Here is a 17,273-nt window from a genome sequence, read left to right on the forward strand (position 1 = left end):
AGAAGATTAATGTCCAGTCATCGGCTCTAAAACTTCACTAGCGCTGTGATGGATGATTATCTGGGAATCATAGAAATATTGGGTGGCTTGTTCTAAGAAACCCGTTTGAATCGCCATGACACCTACGATAGACAGCACGATAGTGTAAGGCAATGCCATCCATACCATTCTGCCATAGGATAAGCGGATAAGTGGTGCTAGGGCTGAGGTTAGTAGGAACAAGAACGCCGCTTGACCATTGGGCGTGGCAACCGAAGGTAAGTTAGTTCCAGTATTAATCGCAACGGCCAGCAAGTCGAATTGATCACGGCTGATTTGACCGTTAATCAATGCCGCTTTCACTTCGTTAATGTACACAGTGCCGACGAACACGTTATCACTCACCATAGACAGCAATCCGTTGGCGATATAGAAAATCACCAACTGAGTATTGCCTTGATAACTCAGTGCCCATTGGATCACTGGTGCGAATAAGTGCTGGTCGATAATCACGCCAACAACCGCAAAGAAGACAGCTAATAACGCGGTAAAAGGCAGTGCTTCTTCGAAAGCTTTACCGAGGGCATGCTCATCGGTAACGCCGTTAAAGGCTGTGGTTAAAATAATCACAGAAAGACCAATTAGGCCCACAGAAGCCAAGTGTAATGCAAGTCCTGCGATCAACCAGACACCCACTAAGGCTTGGACGATTAACTTCATGTTGTCTTTATTGGTACGGCGCGCATCTTCATGGGCGGCATATTCACATAAGATCCGATGAACAGCTGTTGGCAACTTAGCGCCATAACCAAAAATGCCAAATTTTTCAACTAAGTAACAAGTTAAGATACCCGAGATTAATACAGGAACAGTAACGGGTGACATACGCACGGCGAATTCACCAAATTGCCAATTTGCTTGCGCGGCGATAATAAGGTTTTGTGGTTCACCCACCATAGTACACACGCCGCCCAGCGCAGTACCCACACCCGCATGCATTAACAGATTACGTAGGAAACCACGGAATGCACTGAGTTCTTCTTCGTTTAACTGATCTTCACCATCATCATTTTTACCTTCAGAGGTATGATCGTGATCGGCGCCGAAATCTTTTCCAGAAGCGACCTTGTGGTAAATAGAATAGAAACCCACAGCGACCGCGATAATGACGGCAATAACCGTTAACGCATCTAAGAAGGCTGATAAAAAGGCTGAAGCCAAACAAAACATTAATGACACTAAAATTTTAGAGCGCACTTTAGTAATGATTTTCGTGAAGCCAAATAGCAGCAATTGCTTCATGAAATATATACCAGCGACCATAAATACCAAGAGTAATAATACTTCGAGGTTGGCTTCTATTTCATGTAAGACTTGGCTTGCCGATGTCATTCCGATCGCGACGGCTTCAATTGCCAATAATCCGCCAGGCTGTAATGGATAGCATTTTAATGCCATTGCTAAGGTAAAAATAAATTCAAGCACCAATACCCAACCAGCCACAAAGGGGTCGACATAGAAAAAGAGTATTGGATTGATAATTAAAAATGACAGTATTGCGGTTTTGTACCACTTAGGAGAATTTCCTAAGAAGTTCCCAATAAACGCCTGACTCATTGTCGCCGGCATGGCAGCCTCTCTTCTAATTATGTTAAAAATTGCACGTGATTATTATCAATACCTGCGTTAGTTAAATGAGTCTAGCCTAAAGAGAAAGCTAATGTAATGAGTTACTGATACCGACATTTCAAAAAGCGGAGCTAAGCGGCAAAATTGGCCCATCCTGTATTGACCTTGGTCGTTTTTTTGAACGATTCTGTGACATTTACACGGCGATAACACAGTGATTTTAAGTGAATGGTTTCCATTTTTTACCGCTCTGGTATGATCAGTGACCATTACGACGCACAACAACTGGATAAGTGGGCTGATGATTATCAATGCCAAAGGACCTGCAAGTTTTGCAGAGAAGTATATTGTGAGATCAATTTGGGAAAACAAATTTCCTCCAGGGTCCATTTTACCGGCTGAACGTGAGCTTTCAGAATTGATTGGTGTGACTCGCACCACTCTGCGTGAGGTGTTACAGCGCTTGGCGCGTGACGGTTGGCTGAAAATTCAGCATGGCAAACCAACACGGGTTAACAACTTTTGGGAAACCTCAGGCTTAAACATCCTTGAGACTATTGCTGATTTGAATCCCGAGGGTTTTCCGGTATTGGTTGACCAACTCTTGTCAGCTAGAACGAACGTCAGTGCTATCTATTTTCGCGGTGCTTTGCGTTATAACCCGGATACCGCTGTGGAGGTACTTGCAAAGATTCACCAGCTTGAAGATACGGCTGAATCCTATGCTGAATTTGACTACTTACTGCATCACACCTTAGCGTTTTCGTCTGGAAATCCACTTTACGTTTTGATATTAAACGGATTTAAAGGTTTGTATAGTCGAGTTGGTCGTTATTACTTTACCAGCTCAGATGCGCGTTTATTAGCATTGAACTTTTACAAAGAATTAGAACTGTTGGCTCAGGCGAAAAATTACCTCGATGTCTCTGCGCTAATGCGTACCTATGGCATGAATAGCGGTAAGATGTGGTTACAATTACGCGAAGATATGCCGGCTTCTATTGCTCAAGATCATTAAACTCTGTGAGTGATATCGCGTTAAGATAGCGCTAAATAAACAAAAAGGCCGTTTCAATTGGAAACGGCCTTTTTATTGTGCTTATTATTCTGGTTTATTGGCTTCAGGGCAGGATGCTAAGACGCTAATACTCGCATCTGCATTTTTTTGCTCTAAGGTGACAGTGAAACCCCATAATCGATGTAAATGCTTTAATACTTCTTTATGGCTGTTGGCTAAGGGAATATCGTTATTTGGCACATAATGTAAGGTTAAGGATCGATCACCGTTGATTTCTACATTATGTACTTGGATATTCGGCTCAATATTAGACAGGTTATATTGTTGTGATAGTAACTGGCGAATATCTTGATAGCCCCGTTCATCGTGGATTGCAGATACCGAAAGATAATTGCGTTTCTCATCATCATGGATACCGAACAATTTAAATTGGCGGATAACTTTAGGTGAGAGATATTGGCTTATAAAACTTTCATCTTTAAAGTTTTGCATCGCAAAATGCAATGTTTCTATCCAATTACTGCCGGCAATGTCGGGAAACCAAGCTTTATCTTCATCGGTTGGATTTTCACAAATACGCCGAATATCGGTGAACATGGCAAAACCTAAGGCGTATGGGTTGATGCCGCTGTAATAACGACTGTTGTAATCGGGTTGGGCCACAACGCCTGTATGGCTTTGCAAAAACTCGATCATGAAGCGGTCAGTAACCACGCCATCGTCGTACAAGTGATTCAAGATAGTGTAATGCCAGAAGGTTGCCCAGCCTTCATTCATGACTTGAGTTTGTTTTTGCGGATAAAAATATTGCGCCATTTTACGCACAATACGGATTATTTCCCTTTGCCATGGTTCAAGCAAAGGAGCGTTTTTTTCGATAAAATATAAAATATTTTCCTGCGGTTCGGCGGGGAAACGACGTTTTTTAGATTGAGACTGCTCATGTTGATGGGTCGGAATGGTGCGCCATAAATCATTTACTTGGCTTTGAAGGTAAGCCTCGCGATCCTTTTGTCTTGCTTGTTCTTCCCTGAATGAGATTTCAGAGGGACGTTTATAACGATCGACACCATAGTTCATTAGCGCATGACAGGAGTCTATGACGCTTTCGACTTGTTCTACACCGTATTTTTGCTCGCAGTCACTGATGTAGTTTTTAGCAAAGACAAGGTAGTCAATAATCGAGCTCGCATCTGTCCATGTCTTAAATAAGTAATTGTTTTTAAAAAAGCTGTTATGTCCGAAACAGGCGTGAGCTATCACCAGCGCCTGCATTGTGATGGTGTTTTCTTCCATTAAGTAAGCGATACAGGGGTTAGAGTTAATTACAATTTCATAGGCGAGCCCCATTTGGCCACGTTTGTAACCTTGCTCGGTTTCGATAAAACGTTTGCCGAAAGACCAATGGGTGTAACCTATGGGCATGCCTATGCCAGCATAAGCATCCATCATCTGTTCAGCAGTGATGACTTCAATTTGATTTGGGTAAGTGCTGAGTTTATAGAGCGCTGCCACCCGCTCAATTTCCTTGAGGTAGTCTTGCAGTAGCTCGAAGCTCCAGTCGGGACCATCGCTCAGTGGTGTCCAAGATGTTGATTTAGTTATCCCCATAGTGCCCCCTTAAACCGCTTGTTTCTTGAATAGCTCCCTAAAGACAGGGTAAATATCTTCGGCTTGACGTATATGCTGCACGGCGATGTTGTCGTAATGCTGTTGCAGGGATTCATATTCGCGCCACAGGGTTTGATGGGCGCGATTGGTGATTTCGATATAGCTGTAGTAGCGCACGAGTGGCAATATTTTTTGTTCTAACAATTGCCTACAGGTAGGTGAATCGTCAGCCCAGTTATCACCGTCGGATGCTTGGGCTGCGTAAATATTCCACTCATCGGCGGGGTAGCGGGCTTGTTGAATTTCATGCATTAATTTCAATGCACTGGACACTATGGTGCCGCCCGTTTCTTGGGAGTAAAAGAACTCGTGTTCATCGACTTCTTTGGCTTGGGTATGGTGACGAATGTAAACCACTTCTAAATTTTTATAGGTACGAGTGAGGAACAAATACAGCAAGATATAGAAGCGTTTTGCCATATCTTTAGTTGCCTGATCCATAGAACCAGACACATCCATTAAACAGAACATCACAGCTTGGCTAGAGGGGATTTCTCGTTTCGCATAATTATTAAAGCGCAGATCGAAGGTATCGATAAACGGCACTCTAGCAATCTTTTGTTTTAATTCCTCAATTTGAGCTTTTAAATCCAAAATCAACTCAGCCTTAGTACCTGGAATATTTTCCAGTTCAGCAAGTTCTTGTTCTAACTCTTTTAATAGTTTCTTTTTACTGGCCGACATAGCAATGCGACGTGCAAGGGATGAACGTAATGAACGGACAATATTGATGTTAGCGGGGACGCCATCATTGGTGAACCCAGCACGGTAGATTTGGTATTCCACCAGTTTATTGAGGCGATTTTTTTGTAGATTGGGGAGTTCTAAGTCCTCAAACAATAACTCTAGATACTCATCTTTAGAGATTTCGAACACAAAGTCATCGTCGCCTTCACCCGAGTTTGAGGCCTCACCTTTGCCCGAACCGCCGCCTGAACCACCAGGTGGTCGGTCAATTTTATCGCCACGGGTAAATTGGTCATTACCGGGATGCACTCTATCCCTGACACCGCCTTTGCCTTGGTGAAACATAGGTTCACTGATATCCCGTGTTGGGATACTGATTTTTTCGCCTTTATCTACATCCGTTACGCTGCGACGAGTCACTGCATCGCTGACGGCTTTTTTAATTTGTTGCTTATATCTATTGATAAAGCGTTGGCGGTTGACTGTGCTTTTTCCTTTCGCATTCAACCGTCTATCGATAAAGTTCGCCATACGCACCTCCCAAAACCCAGCGAAGGCTTTGGCAACACCAAAGCCCTGTACTTAGTTAGCGCAAGTTTAAGAAGATTTACGAACTCGTAAATACCACTCAGACAAGAGTCGGACTTGTTTTTTGGTATAGCCTTTCTCCATCATGCGATTGACGAAATCATCGTGTTTGCGTTGATCGTCGTTCGACGTTTTGGCGTTAAAGGAAATAACAGGTAGTAAATCTTCTGTGTTGGAGAACATTTTCTTCTCGATCACAGTGCGAAGTTTCTCGTAGCTGGTCCAGAGCGGATTGTTACCCTCATGGTTCGCTCGGGCGCGCAGCACAAAGTTGACGATTTCATTACGGAAATCTTTAGGATTGCTGATCCCCGCGGGCTTCTCAATCTTTTCAAGTTCAGCATTGAGGGCGGCGCGGTCGAATAGCTGACCTGTTTCTGGGTCGCGGTATTCTTGATCTTGGATCCAAAAATCGGCGTAAGTGACATAGCGGTCGAAGATATTTTGGCCGTATTCAGAGTAAGACTCTAAGTAAGCGGTTTGAATTTCTTTACCGATAAACTCCACATATTTAGGGATCAAATAACCTTTTAGGAATTCAAGATAACGTTCGGCGGTATCACCGGGGAACTGTTCTTGTTCAATTTGTCGTTCGAGGACATAGAATAAATGTACTGGGTTGGCGGCGATCTCTGAATGGTCGAAGTTAAATACCCGCGACAAAATCTTAAAGGCGAAACGGGTGGATAGTCCATTCATGCCTTCATCGACACCTGCGTAATCACGGTATTCTTGGTAAGACTTAGCCTTAGGATCGGTATCTTTCAGGCTTTCACCGTCATATACCCGCATCTTAGAGTAGATGGAGGAGTTTTCAGGCGGCTTGATGCGTGACAACACACTAAATTGCGCTAAGGTTTCTAAGGTGCCGGGAGCGCAGGGCGCTTTCGATAACTCAGAGTTGATTAGCAGTTTTTGATAGATTTGCAGTTCTTCTGAGACCCGTAAACAGTAGGGCACTTTGACTATGTAAACACGGTCGAGGAAGGCTTCGTTGTTTTTGTTGTTTTTGAAGGTTGACCACTCGGATTCGTTTGAGTGAGCCAGAATAATCCCGCTATAGGGCAGGGCCGATAAACCTTCTGTGCCGTTATAGTTACCTTCTTGCGTTGCAGTCAGTAGTGGATGCAGCACTTTAATGGGTGCCTTAAACATCTCGACGAATTCCATCACTCCTTGGTTTGCACGGCACAATGCGCCTGAATAGGCGTAAGCATCGGGATCATCTTGGGAGAAATGTTCGAGTTGCCGAATATCGACTTTACCGACAAGGGACGAAATATCTTGGTTGTTTTCATCACCGGGTTCAGTTTTCGCTATTGCCACTTGGTCCAGAATGGATGGAAAGACTTTTACCACGCGAAATTTGGAGATATCGCCACCAAACTCATGCAGACGTTTTACCGCCCAAGGCGACATGATAGTTTTCAGATAACGGTTGGGAATGTTGAATTCATCTTTTAACAGCTGTCCATCTTCTTCCACATCAAACAGGCAGAAGGGGTGATCGTTGACTGGGCTGCGGACTCCATTCGCGCTCAGAATGTAAATGGGCACTTTTTGCATTAGGGCTTTGAGTTTTTCGGCGAGTGATGACTTACCGCCGCCCACTGGGCCCAGTAGGTATAGAATTTGTTTGGATTCTTCTAATCCTTGAGCCGAGTGCTTTAGGTAAGCCACAATTTGCTCTATGGCGTCTTCCATGCCGAAGAAATCTTTAAATGCGGGATAGCGTGAAATAAGTCGATTCGAAAAAATACGGCTAAGTGTTGGATTTTTTGCGGTATCAATGACTTCTGCTTCACCAATTGCAAGCAGTAGTCGCTCTGATGCTGACATGTAAGCGCTGCGATCTCCCTTGCAGATGTCCAGAAACTCCTGCAAAGAATATTCTTCATCGAGTTTTTGTTCGTAGCGCTTTTGGTAATGCTCGAAAATGCCCATATAAACCCCCTGAAACGCCAGTGATGTCATGGAACGGATAACTGGCTAGCCAGCCTCCTACTCTAATCTTAGACACAAACTCACTATCTGTGTCAAAAAAATATCAAATAAAAACAATAACAAATAGTTGCAAACGCAATTATTGCACTTGTAGTTAGCGGAGGATAAATCGGTAGGATAAGGGATGGGCGGCAAACGAGGGGCATAAAAAAAGAGCCACTAGGGCTCTTTTTACTGGGATTAACCCACTGCTCATTCGGCAGTAAACAACGTTAGGTTAAATGAATTAACCTGCGAAGTTTTGGTTAACGAAGTCCCAGTTAACTAATTGCCAGAAGTGGGCAAGATAGTCAGGACGCACGTTACGGTAATCGATGTAGTAAGCGTGTTCCCACACGTCAACTGTCATGATTGGTGTTACTGTGCTGTCAGTCAGTGGCGTCGCTGCATTGCTAGTGTTAACGATAGCAAGAGTGCCATCGGCTTTTTTCACTAACCATGTCCAAGCGCTACCGAAGTTGTTTACTGCTGAATCAGTAAATTGCGCTTTGAATGCGTCGAATGAACCGAAAGCGGCATTGATTGCATCAGCAACTGGGCCTGTTGGTTCGCCGCCAGCATTAGGGGCTAAGCAGTTCCAGTAGAAAGTGTGGTTCCACACTTGAGCTGCGTTGTTAAACACGCCACCCGTAGAAGTTTTGATGATATCTTCTAAAGATTTGCCAGCGAAATCAGTTCCTTCGATTAAGCCGTTTAGCTTCACAACATAAGTGTTGTGGTGCTTGCCGTAGTGGTATTCTATGGTTTCTTGAGAAATGTGTGGTTCTAGTGCGTTCTTTGCATATGGTAATGCGGGTAATTCGAAAGCCATTAGTATCTCTCCATGGTCTTAGGTTATCGTTTCTTAAACGTGCTCACTTGGGACTATTGTACCGATAAAATTTGTGATGTGAATCATTGTTTAGCTAATTGACTAGATAGACGCCATCGAAAAATCAAATGTCGACATAACCTTACAAACTGTGGGATTTTGTTCTGCGTCTAGCTGACGTACAATAGTCGCATTGAGTCAACGTCATCCTACTTAGGAATCAAAATGGAAACAGTAGAGAAAATTAAGCAGCAGATCACGGAAAACCCTATCATTGTTTATATGAAAGGCTCTCCTAAGTTACCAAGCTGTGGCTTCTCGTCACAGGTAGCTCAGATCATGATTAACTGCGGCGAGCAGTTTGCATTCGTGGATATTCTTCAGCATCCAGACATTCGCGCAGAATTACCTAAGTTTGCTAACTGGCCGACTTTCCCACAATTGTGGATTGAAGGCGAGTTGATCGGTGGGTGTGATATCGTAGTGGACATGTTCCAAAAAGGCGAATTACAACCTTTGATCAAAGCGGCTGCCGCTAAGATCAAGACTGAAGAGTAAGAGTTAATTCTTACTTCATAAAAAAGCCGCCGTGATTGATATCACGGCGGCTTTTTTATGGTGGTTTCTTAAGAAACGATCAATTTTATAAAGTTGTTATTTTTCAACGACCTACTTCGAAATTGATCGTGTCTTCAAGCCGTGATTAATGAGGTGTCACATCAGACTCGTGGTGTTTATTGTGTGGCTTAGTCGCGGGTAATAGTAAGTTCATGGTAATAGCGACAATACCGCACAAGCTAATACCAGTCAGACTGAATGAACCTATGCCAAATGCCATGCCGCCGATACCAAAGACTAAGGTAACACCGACAATACTTAAATTACGTGGCTCTGATAAATCCACATGATTACGAATAAGGGTGTTGAGGCCAACTGCGGCAATGGAACCAAATAGCAAACACATGATACCGCCCATCACTGGGACGGGGATAGTTTGCATCAGCGCACCGAGTTTGCCAACGAAGGCTAAAGTGATGGCGGTAATGGCAGTCCAAGTCATGATCTTAGGATCAAAATTTCGGGTTAAGGTTACTGCACCTGTCACTTCTGAGTAAGTCGTGTTCGGTGGACCACCAAAGGCTGCGGCTGCAATTGTGGCAATCCCGTCACCCGTTAGCGTGCGATGCAGGCCGGGTTTTTTCATAAAATCTTTACCCGTGACGTTGGATATCGCCAGAATATCACCTATATGTTCTACCGCTGGGGCGATTGCCACTGGGATCATAAATGCGATGGCATACCAGTTTAATTCTGGCGCGACAAATTTAGGAATAGCAATCCAGCTTGCAGCGGTCACGACGGCAAAATCAACAATACCAAAGGCTAGGCTTAAACTGTAACCTACTATAATACCTGCTAAAATCGGCATCACTTTGAGTAGGCCCTTTGCGAAAATCGCCACCGCGATAGTGGTGCCAAGTGATGCGAGCGAAATAAATAACGCCGTATTTGTAGCGACTAAAGTCAAGCTACCATCACCACTCTTGCCTAATGCCATATTCACCGCAACGGGGGCTAAGCCAAGGCCGATAATAATGATCACAGGTCCCACTACGACTGGGGGCAATAATCTGTGAATAAAGTCAGTACCGCGCACTTTAACCAAGGCGCCGAGCATGACGTAGACCACGCCCGCGGCCATAATGCCGCCCATTGTGGATGGAATTCCCCAAGTCTGCACGCCATAAAGTATGGGGGCAATAAAGGCGAAGGAAGATGCGAGGAAGATAGGCACTTGGCGTTTAGTAATCAATTGGAAGAGTAGGGTACCGATACCTGCGGTAAACAATGCCACACTGGTGTCGAGCCCTGTGAGTAGCGGCATTAGCACTAGGGCACCGAAGGCCACAAATAGCATTTGCGCGCCCTGTAGGGGGATAGCGAGTCGTCTCATTTATTATTCTCGTTAATTTAGGGTAAACCGCCAAATGATAACAGTTTGTTGGATTTTGAGCAGAAGAAAATCGCCTGTTTTGCCGACGTTGATCACTGTTTGGGTTTTCTGTGCTATGGCAGGCACGGAAATGGGGCTAAATTTTGGCAAGACTCGCTTAAGGCGCTAACTATGGTACAATTTGCCTCATCTGACGCTACTTCAACTACTCAAAGATGCTGAAATTCCTATTGAAGCCGAGCTTAATTGCATTTCTATATTGTCTGTTCACGATTAATAGCGTCAATGCTGTTGAGGTGAGTAAATTAGATGAGGCCAATGTGCCTGTGTCTTCGCGCGCAGTTGCTGAACGCGACAAAGCCTTAAAAAGTGCACTTGAGCAAGTCATTATCAAGAACACTGGGACGGCGCGATCCCTCGATAACAGCCTAATCCAATCTCAGCTCAGTAATCCTGATACCTTGCTGAGCCAGTATGGTTATATCGAGCAAAATGGCCAATTGCTGTTGACCGCGAGTTTTGAGCACCGCCGCATAGTGGCGTTACTGCGTCAGGCACAATTGCCCGTTTGGGGAACTCAACGCCCGCTGACGTTATTTTGGGTCGCTATGCCTGGTGATGGCGACACTATGATATTGGGTGACTCATCTGCGTTAGCCGAACGTAAGATTTTTAGCGATTTTTCCTATGCCCGCGGTATACCTGTACTCTTGCCTATCTTAGATCTTGATGAGTTGATGGGTATTAATCCTAACGATATTAAAGGGATGTTTGCCGACATCGTGGCGAGTGTATCTGGCCGTTATCAAGCTGACTTTTTGGCGCTAGTGGCAATTGATGCCGCTGGGAATCAGGTTCGTTATCGTTTAAATCTTTATACTAAGGCTACCATTGACTCTTTGACGCCACCGTTATTCAGTTATAACGGTACTGCTGAAAATTCGGCCCAAGCGATTACCGCTATGATGGCGGCGTTAGGTGAATATTATTTTACTAAGTATGCGATTGCCGATACTGGTACTCAGCTTGGTGCGAGTGTTACCTTCGTTAATATCCAAAAAATGGCGCAATTAGTTGAAGTTGAAAAATATTTGAAGCAACTCAGCGCGATTAAAAATGCCACGTTAACGCATATTCAAGGTAATACTGTGACTTTCTCGTTAGATTTATTTGGCTCAGAGACGGATTTACAACGCTTATTAAGCTTAGAGCCGCGTATTTCTGTGGTCGCACCTGTGAGTGCAGGTGAATTTAGCCCTGTCTCTAATCAAACTGGCAAACCTGTGTATGAATGGCGTTTACATTAAGATGTTATCGGCCGTGCTTAGTTAAGCACGGCATTGTTTTTATTTAATATTGAGAAGACCGAGTGCCCTTAAACTCACCTTTGCAACTCTCGCTACCTGTGCATTTGCCAGATGACGAAACCTTTAATAGTTATTACCCCGCCGCGGGTAATGATGAACTTATTCAAAAATTGAGAGCGAATGCCGAAGGGCAGGGTGAAGCCGCCATCTATTTGTGGGGCCCTGTTAAATCGGGTCGAACCCATTTAATGCACGCTGCTTGCGCCCACGCTAATGAAGTGGAACGTCGCAGCTTTTATATTCCTTTAGGCATACATGCGAGTATTTCGACCGCATTGCTTGAAGGCCTAGAACAGTTGGATTTGGTTTGTATCGATGATGTCGATGCTATCGCCGGCCACCCCGTTTGGGAAGAGGCGATTTTTGATCTCTACAATCGCGTTGCAGAACATAAGAATTGTGCCTTAGTGGTCAGCGGCAGTTCGTCTCCTGCGGATGCTGGGTTCCTCTTGCCAGATCTTGTTTCACGTATGCAATGGGGGTTGAATTACCAACTGCAACCCATGGCAGATGATGAAAAACTTGCTGCACTGCAACGCCGCGCCGCTATGCGTGGCCTGCAATTACCGGAAGATGTCGGGCGTTTTTTACTGAACCGTATGGCGCGGGATTTGCGTACCTTGTTTGATGTATTGGATAAGTTAGATAAAGCCTCATTAGTGCATCAGCGTAAGCTCACGATTCCGTTTGCCAAAGAGATGCTACACCTTTAGATACAGCATGGTTTGTGTTCGTTCTGAAGATACAAAACCTACTGGCATTAAAGCCAAAAAGAGTAAAGCCCGTCATGTTGAATAGATACGGGCTTTTGTTTATCTAAAATTTAAAACGCTATTGTTGTGGATGTTGGTGACGGTCACCACTTAAGCGAAGTTCGGCTTCAAAACGAGACTCGGCATTAATTGCAGCTGCATTGCTTTGGCCTTTTATCTGCGTATTCGCAGGCGATATTGCCAATGTTTGACGCCAGCTTTGACCTTGCACCATATTAATTGGTTCGGGTAGGCTTTCGACCAGACTGATCCCATTAAGCTCCGGCAGCATTTCATCAATCACCAACGCAGCGCGATTTTCTAGACTGTCTTTTGCAATTCGTCCCCTTTGTCCCCAGTCAATAATCAGCGAATCCGCAGTTAAAATCGCAGGTTTATTGGTGACGGCGACATCACGCAATATTTGATAGCGATAACTCATCATGGCTTCCTCAAATAACATGGCCGTGTCTTCACGGGTACTGGAATAGGCATAGAAGTCGCTGGCGATATCGGTAGAAAAGAAAGTACTGACATCCGATGCTTGATAGGTCTTTTGCACATTACTCGCCGCTGCGCCGAGGAAACTAACATTGGCAAGTCCCATCATTTCAGTACTCGTTAATGGGTAGGTTTTGCTGACTTGATCTGAAATTAGACTCTTGTTGGCATTGCGGCGGCTGTAGTCATCTAACAGTCTTGGCCCTGTGAGTGTGGCATGCACGCTGCGTGGAAAAAAGTCATTGGCATGGGCGAGCTCGTGATACAACAAGGAGGCCAGATCGGGATTGATTTGCGCTAATGTGCGGTTTGCTCTGACCGTGATAGGCACGCCAAGGGAGGCATATTGGTTATCTTTTACATAACGCCAAGGCATCACAAAGTTAAGATCATTTCCAAAATTACTGCGGTAATCCGGCGCTTCATTAATAGTGTCGCGTTGGCTTGGCGTAAGCCATAAATCATTGGGATCGAGATAAATCGCCCCTGTGACTACCCAATAGAAAGAAGGGCGTACATCATAGCTAATCACCACGGCTGTAACGGATTGTAACAGGCGGGCAAAATCGCTATTAGGGTCCATCTGGGCTAAGAAAGCGGCAAAGTTATCACCCATCCAATCGTGGGAAACCAGTACTCGATTTAGAATCGTCTCGTGATTGAGATCGCTTGAGGTTTGACCTATCAAAGGTAAGGTATTGATAGTGCAGCTATCATTAAGCTGATTGGAGTAAACACAGTTTGCTAGCACATTGGCGTAAGGTGAAGCCGGACGATAGGCATGGGTGCGCGCAACAGGGGTACCGAAGTATGGTGAGCTGATCGCTGGCGCCGAGGTTGTTAGCACAAAGACATCATCGCTAAGCTGATTGCCATTGACGTTGGCATTCACTTTGAGGCGAGTGATTGTATCCTGGGTGACCGTTGGCGCGGTAAACAAGGGTCTAAACGGATCGCTCACATCGACCATTAAATCTGGGCCAGATGCTACACACCAAGAGATATTTGCTGCGCTTAATTCCGATTGTTGTCCGAGTCTTAAGCTCACATTATTGCCTTCAACCACTTGGTGATCTTGACGGACGTTTAGCATACCCGTCGATGCGGGATCGACATTAATACCAATTTCTCCGGTGACGTCTAGATTACTGCCCGTCACATGCAAGCTAAAACGGTAGCCGCCTGCGGTGGGAGTATCAAGGGCTAATACAGGGCTGTTTTGACTGACGAGTGCTATGTTAGGGCCATCGATTTGCTGCCAACGGAAGGTTAAGTCTTGGCTGTCACGATTTAGGATATTGGCAATAATTGTACTGGATTGACCCGCAACATAATTTGGCTCGGTTTGAAAGCGAATTGAGGATGACGTGGTGGTAATGAGTGGCGAAATACTATCTGTGCAGCGTGCTAGTGAAGTGGAGGGGGGTGTGACTACACTATCATCTGGTTGACTATCACCACCGCCCCCGCATGCAATGAGTAGGCCCGAGCAGGCCATAAATCCGAAAAATTTCAGTGGTTTCGACATTCCCATTACACCATTCTCCCTTGTTAACTCTGCTGTGCTATTTAGACTTTTGTGGCGCCATGGGACGCTTATACTGTGAGAAACTGACTATAACACGGGCACTTAGTTGCAAAAAGTCAGTGTAAGTATAATAAGTGTTAATTTTGTCGTGATGGGAATTGACGTCGGAACAGAGGTTGAAATGGGTATTCAGACTGAGATCATAAGGGATATTTGAGCCAAGGTTTGGCCTTGCAATATAAAAAGTGCCGCTATACCTAGCAAGGTGAGACGGCACTGAAAATACATTGAACGGACTATTCTTTAGATTTTTTCTTCAGGCCTAATCCCAGTTCACGACCACGTATGCGGGCATAAAATGGGAAAGCGATTAGCAGTACGCCAATCAATAATACTTCGATTAAGGCAAAAGCGAAGGCGTCATTGGTGACATAAAGCAGGGTGAGCCCATGTAACATATATAAGCACAGAATAAAACTTGCCCAAGCGTAAGTGTATGGATTACCTTGGAAAACACCCTTTGCGGGTAGTAATAACGGCACTATCCATAAGAGACTAAATAGCAGGGTGTATTCACCGCTAATCCCTTGGCCAACAAACCAACCGCCTAATAGCAGCACTAGCGCAAAGTAGCCTAAACGGCTAAGGATAAATAAGGTGTTGGACGTCATAAGTCTACCTAAGGGTTGAATATAAAAGCCATTTTGGTTTAAAAAATCATGGGTTAAAGAATAGTGAGCACATTCTCAGGAGGACGGCCGATGGCTGCGCTTTGATTGGCGAGCACAATTGGCCGTTCGATGAGTTTAGGCGTGTTGACCATAGCCTCAATCAACTGCAATTCTGTTAATGATGAGTCTGCAAGTCCCAAGGCTTGATATTCTGCTTCCTTGGTGCGCATTAATTCGCGAGCACTGATGCCTAATTTAGCCAGAATGTCGCCGATGTCTTTAGCCGTAGGGGGATTTTTTAAGTATTCCACTAGGGTAATGTCGCAGCCTTGTTGCTCGAGTAAAGCTAAGGTTTCACGGCTTTTTGAACAACGTGGGTTATGGTAAATCGTCGCTTGGGTCATAGTACTAGAGGCTCAATACGGGCTGAAATAACAATGGCGCGGATAATAACAGAAAAAACCGCGCCCCGTCAGTGTGTTCGGGGCGCATAAATGGGTTATTGTCTTTAATCTATTTGTAAACCAACTTATTACTTAAGCGCATCCATTTCTTTATCAGCCATTTTAAACTGGCGAATACGTGCTTCAATACGTGCAAGCTGTAATGGATTATTTTCGGATGCACGGTAGGCGAAGTTAAGTTGATCGATTGCGCCCTTATAATTAGCACCTAAGGCCATCAGCTCAGCGGTGGAGAAATATTCCAATGCTTGATTGCCGGTTTTTTTATACACCATAGTCAACAATTGATAGGGCAGTTCATTTTGTTTATCGAGGAAAATCATATCTTCCAGCAAAGGAATTGCTTTGGGGGCTTGATCGGCTTCGATATATATATTGGCTAAGTTGGCATTGATCACTTGAGACGTTGGTTTCATTTTACGCTGGGCTTCGAGCATAGTAATCGCTTTTGCATAGTCCTTACGTTCGATCAGTAAATCAGATTTAGTGTCTATATAAAACAGGTTGTTATCATCGATTTTTAACAGCTCATCGACGATTTTTTCTGATTCATTAAACTTCTTCAATCTATATAAAGCCAGCGCTTTGCCATAAAGTGCCGCCTCTTTGAAGCTATAGGTCTGTTTGTTGAGTTGCCGATCAAACATGCTTAATACTGCTTCGTCGCTATAGCTGGAAAAACGGACTTGAATACGGGCTTTTGCTAGCTGAAAATTAAGATTATCAGGGATATAACGTTTAGGGTATTGCTCGGCACGGTTACGGGCTTCAGTGATCCGCGATTCAGGTAATGGGTGAGTTAATAACATTTGTGGTGGTGTTGTGGTAAAGCGATAACGACTGGCTAATTTACCAAAGAAATCCGCCGCAGCATTAGGATTAAAGCCTGCATCCACTAGAATTTGCATTCCGATGCGATCGGCTTCCTTTTCATGCAAACGGGTGTAGTTGATTTTCGATTGTGTTGCCATAGCTTGGGTTGTCGCAAGTGCCGCCATACCAGCTTGTGGTACTGCAATAGTTAACAAAATGGCGCCGAGTAAACCGGCAATTGTTGCAGGATTACTTTTTTGCTGTGCTTCAAGCGAACGCGCAAGGTGACGTTGAGTAACGTGAGTCACTTCGTGGCCTAATACTGAAGCGAGTTCGCTTTCATTGTCGGCATTGAGAAATAAGCCTGTGTGCACGGCAACATGGCCGCCAAAGAAGGCGAAGGCGTTGATTTCATCATTTTGTAATAGAAAAAAATAAAACGGCGTTTTTACACCTGTGGCATGGGCGACCAGTTTATTGCCAAGCTCCGTAAGATATTGACTCAACACGGGGTCATTTAGCATAGGTGCCGATGAGCGAATGATGCGCATATAAGCATCACCGTAAACCATTTCTTTTTCAAGGCTGAAGGTGTTAACTGCGGCCGTACCTAAATCCGGTAAGTCATTGTTGGCAAAGCTTTTGGCGGCGAAGGTTAGCAGCATCAAGGAGAGTGCGCCTGCAACAAAAGGTTTGAATCGAGTCAAAAAAGTCAAGTTACGCAAGCGGATCCTTTTATTTCTAATTATCTCAACTAAAGGCAGATACTGCACTTAGCTTGTAGTTTGAGGTGCAACTTAGGATAATGGCCCAAGTTCGTCTATAGCAAGTTCATT

The 17,273-nt window shown here is 44.5% G+C and carries 14 protein-coding genes; 4 read left to right on the forward strand and 10 right to left on the reverse strand.

The window, feature by feature from the left end:
• Window positions 1-6 precede the first annotated feature (6 nt).
• Complete coding sequence (nhaB, locus tag KFE26_RS04665; protein WP_028760322.1) at window positions 7-1,608, reverse strand: sodium/proton antiporter NhaB; 1,602 nt, start codon at window positions 1,606-1,608, stop codon at window positions 7-9.
• 301 nt (window positions 1,609-1,909) lie between these two features.
• Here nhaB and fadR point away from each other — a divergent pair, with 301 nt between their 5' ends.
• Window positions 1,910-2,626 (forward strand): fatty acid metabolism transcriptional regulator FadR, encoded by a 717-nt coding sequence (fadR, locus tag KFE26_RS04670; protein WP_028760321.1) that lies wholly within the window; start codon window positions 1,910-1,912, stop codon window positions 2,624-2,626.
• An 84-nt stretch (window positions 2,627-2,710) separates the two neighbouring features.
• On the opposite strand, the gene KFE26_RS04675 is transcribed toward fadR, so the two are convergent.
• The 4 genes from KFE26_RS04675 to sodB form a co-directional block, all read right to left on the reverse strand.
• Window positions 2,711-4,237, reverse strand: coding sequence for a SpoVR family protein (locus tag KFE26_RS04675; RefSeq protein WP_173496550.1), 1,527 nt, complete (start codon window positions 4,235-4,237; stop codon window positions 2,711-2,713).
• A gap of 9 nt (window positions 4,238-4,246) precedes the next feature.
• Window positions 4,247-5,515, reverse strand: a complete 1,269-nt coding sequence (locus KFE26_RS04680) for a YeaH/YhbH family protein (protein WP_063883574.1) — start codon at window positions 5,513-5,515, stop codon at window positions 4,247-4,249.
• A 66-nt stretch (window positions 5,516-5,581) separates the two neighbouring features.
• A complete protein-coding gene (locus KFE26_RS04685; protein WP_131523897.1) occupies window positions 5,582-7,516 on the reverse strand; it encodes a PrkA family serine protein kinase in 1,935 nt (644 codons plus the stop codon).
• 286 nt (window positions 7,517-7,802) lie between these two features.
• Window positions 7,803-8,387 carry a superoxide dismutase [Fe] gene (sodB, locus tag KFE26_RS04690; protein WP_028760317.1) on the reverse strand — a complete coding sequence of 195 codons (585 nt, stop codon included), beginning with the start codon at window positions 8,385-8,387 and terminating at the stop codon, window positions 7,803-7,805.
• A 225-nt stretch (window positions 8,388-8,612) separates the two neighbouring features.
• On the opposite strand from sodB, the gene grxD reads away from it, so the two are divergent.
• Complete coding sequence (gene grxD / locus KFE26_RS04695) at window positions 8,613-8,945, forward strand: Grx4 family monothiol glutaredoxin (protein WP_011846572.1); 333 nt, start codon at window positions 8,613-8,615, stop codon at window positions 8,943-8,945.
• A gap of 145 nt (window positions 8,946-9,090) precedes the next feature.
• On the opposite strand, the gene KFE26_RS04700 is transcribed toward grxD, so the two are convergent.
• Window positions 9,091-10,341: a uracil-xanthine permease family protein gene (locus KFE26_RS04700; protein ID WP_028760316.1), complete on the reverse strand. Its 1,251-nt coding sequence runs from the start codon at window positions 10,339-10,341 to the stop codon at window positions 9,091-9,093.
• Between the two features lie 215 nt (window positions 10,342-10,556).
• Between KFE26_RS04700 and KFE26_RS04705 the strand changes: the two genes are divergently transcribed.
• Window positions 10,557-11,648: a DUF2066 domain-containing protein gene (locus KFE26_RS04705; RefSeq protein ID WP_105252829.1), complete on the forward strand. Its 1,092-nt coding sequence runs from the start codon at window positions 10,557-10,559 to the stop codon at window positions 11,646-11,648.
• A gap of 62 nt (window positions 11,649-11,710) precedes the next feature.
• Window positions 11,711-12,421, forward strand: a complete 711-nt coding sequence (hda, locus tag KFE26_RS04710; protein WP_006081292.1) for a DnaA inactivator Hda — start codon at window positions 11,711-11,713, stop codon at window positions 12,419-12,421.
• Window positions 12,422-12,539: 118 nt separating this feature from the next.
• On the opposite strand, the gene KFE26_RS04715 is transcribed toward hda, so the two are convergent.
• The 4 genes from KFE26_RS04715 to KFE26_RS04730 all read right to left on the reverse strand — a co-directional run bounded on the left by KFE26_RS04715 (window position 12,540) and on the right by KFE26_RS04730 (window position 17,162).
• On the reverse strand, window positions 12,540-14,495 hold the full coding sequence (locus tag KFE26_RS04715; protein ID WP_212599793.1) for a hypothetical protein: 1,956 nt from the start codon (window positions 14,493-14,495) through the stop codon (window positions 12,540-12,542).
• A 290-nt stretch (window positions 14,496-14,785) separates the two neighbouring features.
• Complete coding sequence (locus tag KFE26_RS04720; protein WP_028760312.1) at window positions 14,786-15,160, reverse strand: DUF2069 domain-containing protein; 375 nt, start codon at window positions 15,158-15,160, stop codon at window positions 14,786-14,788.
• 53 nt (window positions 15,161-15,213) lie between these two features.
• On the reverse strand, window positions 15,214-15,564 hold the full coding sequence (arsC, locus tag KFE26_RS04725; protein ID WP_105252827.1) for an arsenate reductase (glutaredoxin): 351 nt from the start codon (window positions 15,562-15,564) through the stop codon (window positions 15,214-15,216).
• Between the two features lie 128 nt (window positions 15,565-15,692).
• On the reverse strand, window positions 15,693-17,162 hold the full coding sequence (locus KFE26_RS04730) for a M48 family metalloprotease (RefSeq protein WP_168823942.1): 1,470 nt from the start codon (window positions 17,160-17,162) through the stop codon (window positions 15,693-15,695).
• Window positions 17,163-17,273: the final 111 nt, after the last annotated feature.

This window comes from Shewanella sp. M16 (assembly GCF_018224605.1).
Taxonomy (GTDB): domain Bacteria; phylum Pseudomonadota; class Gammaproteobacteria; order Enterobacterales; family Shewanellaceae; genus Shewanella; species Shewanella oncorhynchi.